The 3,637-nt window shown below is 52.8% G+C and carries 3 protein-coding genes; 1 reads left to right on the top strand and 2 read right to left on the bottom strand.

Annotated features, from left to right (window positions below):
- Positions 1–977, bottom strand: a 977-nt coding sequence (locus tag H6F43_RS00405; protein ID WP_190340066.1) for a DHH family phosphoesterase, incomplete at its 3' end; no start/stop codon positions are given.
- A gap of 185 nt (positions 978–1,162) precedes the next feature.
- Positions 1,163–1,510 (bottom strand): hypothetical protein, encoded by a 348-nt coding sequence (locus H6F43_RS00400; RefSeq protein WP_190340065.1) that lies wholly within the window; start codon positions 1,508–1,510, stop codon positions 1,163–1,165.
- Between the two features lie 599 nt (positions 1,511–2,109).
- Here H6F43_RS00400 and H6F43_RS00395 point away from each other — a divergent pair.
- The coding region (locus H6F43_RS00395) for a CHASE3 domain-containing protein (protein WP_190340064.1) at positions 2,110–3,637 on the top strand (1,528 nt) is incomplete at its 3' end.

Genomic DNA, 3,637 nt, shown 5'->3' with positions numbered 1-3,637 from the left:
TGGGTGTCGCGGCTCGTCAACAGTTCAACGCAGAAGTGGGCATCGCCTTGAATGCGGCTAACTGCGTTGAGACGGGGACCAATGCCAAACGAAATATCCGTGGGACGATCGCCACTGCGCTTGCACAGCTCCAGCAGTCGCAAAATTCCCGGACGAGTCGCTGTTGCCGAGGTTGCCTGCCGCTGGAGTTGCTCGATGCCGCGCTGTGCCAGATAGCGACAGTCTCCTTTAAGCTCTACCAGATCGGCAATTAGCCCGATCGCGACCAGATCAAGCAATTGCTCCAGTGGGGTTTGCGGCACATCGGGCAGCGTCTCGTACAGCGCCTCCACTAATTTGTACGCGACTGCAACGCCAGATAAGTGAGCGAGGGGATGCGCGGCGGGCAAGTAGCGAGGATTGATGATGGCAGTGACGGCAGGACGATCGCTGGGTAGCGTGTGATGATCCGTCACGATCACATCCATTCCCAGGCTACGAGCGTACTCAATCTCCTCTAAATTGGTGCTGCCCGTGTCGCACGTGACGATCAAGTGGCAGCCTTTCGCGTGCAGCGTATCGATGCCCGATCGTGACAGCCCATGTGACTCAGTAATACGGTTAGGAATGTAGTAGAGCAGCGTTTTCTGCTGAGTAAAAAATTGTCCTAGTCCGTCCCACAACACTGCCGTTGCTGTGACGCCATCCGCATCGAAGTCGCCCCAAATGCCCACGATCGAGCCGTCCCTGTAGGCCTGCTGCAACCGCTCGATCGCCCACTGCATTTCTTGCCCAAACGCAAAGGGACTGGTGGGCTGGTAGGCGCTGGGATTCAGAAATCCGGCAAGCTGGTCTACCTGCTGAATACCGCGCTGCCAAAGAAGCTGGGCGGCGTAAGCAACCAAGCTGTCAGGCGCGTGCTGAGCGATCGCCTGCACAAACCACTCTGGCGGCTCGACGATCGCGGGAATGCGCCATTGTAGGGAGGGTTCTGGCATCTTCGAGGTCTCAATTCGTTACGAATTTTGTACGACAGCTTGATAACTTAATGTATCGGTTACGTTGCTCGATTTACCAAATTCCTCAGGCTGAGTTGCGCTATGCACTGAAATCTCTGGATTTGAACACAGTAAGTATGAAAGTCGCGGTTTAATTTTCCCTGAAGTTGCTGGAGCATTTGCAATCACCCGATCGCTATCCGAACATCCTCACTATTCTTTACATCCTTGATTGGAAACCCTCGCCCCTCTAACCATTTATCTCTGTTGATTAAGTCCATAATAGATTTTCGGATCGCTGTGGAATCAAATTTTCTCACCACAAGATCTGGCAAGATGGCTACCTGTTCATCTACCCAATCAATCTTATTAAATTCTCGGCGAAAAAACTTCTCGCTCCAGACATTAAGACCAATTCTTGAACCATCAGCAAAGTGAATAATTACATTACAAAATTGATCATCGTCATAACTTTGTTCCTCCACAGTTTGATATTCGTCAAGCTCAATCCATATCTCAATTTCTTCTTCCATACTATCCATTGCCAGCCCTTCTTTTATTCTGAGCGTTTACCGGAAGTTTAATATTCTATGTGTAACTTTGTTGGTTTCTCGCGGCTGGGAATCATTGAAGAATTATGTACATCCCAGCCTGGAAGCATTAGAGCCTCTGCCATGCTGAGTTTCGGTTTAATTGAATCCTCTTAGAAAGGCTGGATGTATAGCAACGTGCATTGCGACAACTTCTTATATCTCGATGCCAAGCTTAGCCGTAGCATTCTCAGATTCTATGGGCGTTAAGATTGATGCTGTTACAACTTTCAATTCGCTTTCAATACATTGGACTACTCTCAATACAACTCTAACAACTTCGTTACTTCGTTTCTTCACGCTTTAACGAACTTGTTCTCCGCCTTGCGGTAGATGAGCAACCAGAAAATTTCAGCTGAATTCATTATCAGGCTAGGTAAAACGATCGACGATTAGACGTTGTACTGTGGAACCAACCCTGGCTGTCTGCGGATGACGCAGCCAGGATACTGGCAGACGTCTCCTGCTAAGGCAGCTAGGGTTTTGGCAGAGCCAAATGCGCTACTGTACTCTTAGAGAAACCCAAGACATGCGCGAATTCTGTGGTTGAGCCGACTAGCGGCGCTAGATTTCGACTGGCGATCGTCCTCCTCGCGATTATCAGTATCTCTTCCTGGCTGGCGTTCTTCAAATTTCGCCAAAGCAGCCAGTGGGTTAGTCATACATATCAGGTGCTTCAGGAAACTGAGGAACTGCTGTCGCATCTAAAAGACGCCGAAACCGGACAGCGCGGCTATTTGCTGACTGGGAGAAATAATTACCTCGCACCTTACGACACAGCAGTCCTTGAACTCGATCGAGACATGAGCGAGTTGCGCCGCTTGACCGCAGACAACTCGCGCCAGCAAGCGCGACTGCGAGATTTACAACCGCTCATTGACAGAAAGCTTGACGAGCTGAGAGCGACGATCGCACTGCGCAATCAACAAGGACTCAGCGCTGCCCTTGCCGTGGTCAAAACCGATGAAGGCAAGCAGCAAATGGACCAGATTCGGGGAGTTGTAGACCAAATTAAGCAGGAGGAAGTTGCCCTGCTGACTCAGCGATCGCTTCAGGCAAACCTCGACGGCGGACTCAGCATCGGGTTAGTCATTGTGCTAAGTGTGGTGGCGATCGGGCTCATATCAGCGGCAACCTCCGCCCTGCGGCGCTACCTCCTGACGCTGGAGCAGTCTGAAGCCGAGATGCGCACTTTACGCGACGGGCTAGAAGTCCAGGTGCAAGAGCGGACCACAACTTTACTCGAAACCCTGCGGAACTTACAGCAGCAAGTCCAGATCCGTGAGCAAACTGAGGCGGCTCTGTCCACCAGCGAAGACCGCTTCTACCGAGCTATTCTGTACGCGCCGCTGCCGATGATGCTCCATGTCGAAGACGGCGAAGTGCTGCAAGTCAATTACACCTGGACAGAACTCAGCGGGTACACGCTCCAAGACGTTCCCACGATCGCCCACTGGACAGAACTTGCCTATGGACAGCGCAGAGCCACTGTGCAGGCAGACATCAATCGCCTCTACGGCAGCGATCGCCGTATCTCCGAAGGCGAGTATATGGTTCGCACTCGCAGCGGATCGGCGCGCATCTGGGAATTTTTCTCGGCTCCACTGGGTCCGCTGCCGGATGGCAGACGCATGGTGATCAGCGCGGCGATCGACGTCACCGAGCGCAAGCAGGCAGAAGCTGACCGCCGCGAGAGCGAGGAGCAGTTCCGCCAGATTGCCGAAACGATTCGCGAAGTATTCTGGGTGACGGAGCCAGACCTGCATAAAGTCCTCTATGTCAGCCCAGCATACGAGGAGATTTGGGGACAGCCGCGAGATGAGCTTTACCAGGATGGCTCCGCGTGGCTGCGAGCCATTCACCCGGACGATCGCCCCCGCATTGAAGCCGCGCAGCCCAGCAAAGTGCTTCAGGGCAACTACGACGAAGAGTATCGCATTGTGCAGCCCAGCGGCGGCGTTCGCTGGATTCGCGATCGCGCGTTTTTAAGCGTGAACGACAACCGCGTTCAGCGCATTACGGGCATTGCTGAAGACATTACCGATCGCAAACGCGCCGAGGCGGAAATTC

Source organism: Leptolyngbya sp. FACHB-36, assembly GCF_014695955.1.
GTDB lineage: Bacteria > Cyanobacteriota > Cyanobacteriia > Leptolyngbyales > Leptolyngbyaceae > FACHB-36.
The sequence above is the reverse complement of the archived record's forward strand: the minus strand, read 5'-3'. Positions and strand labels throughout refer to the sequence as shown.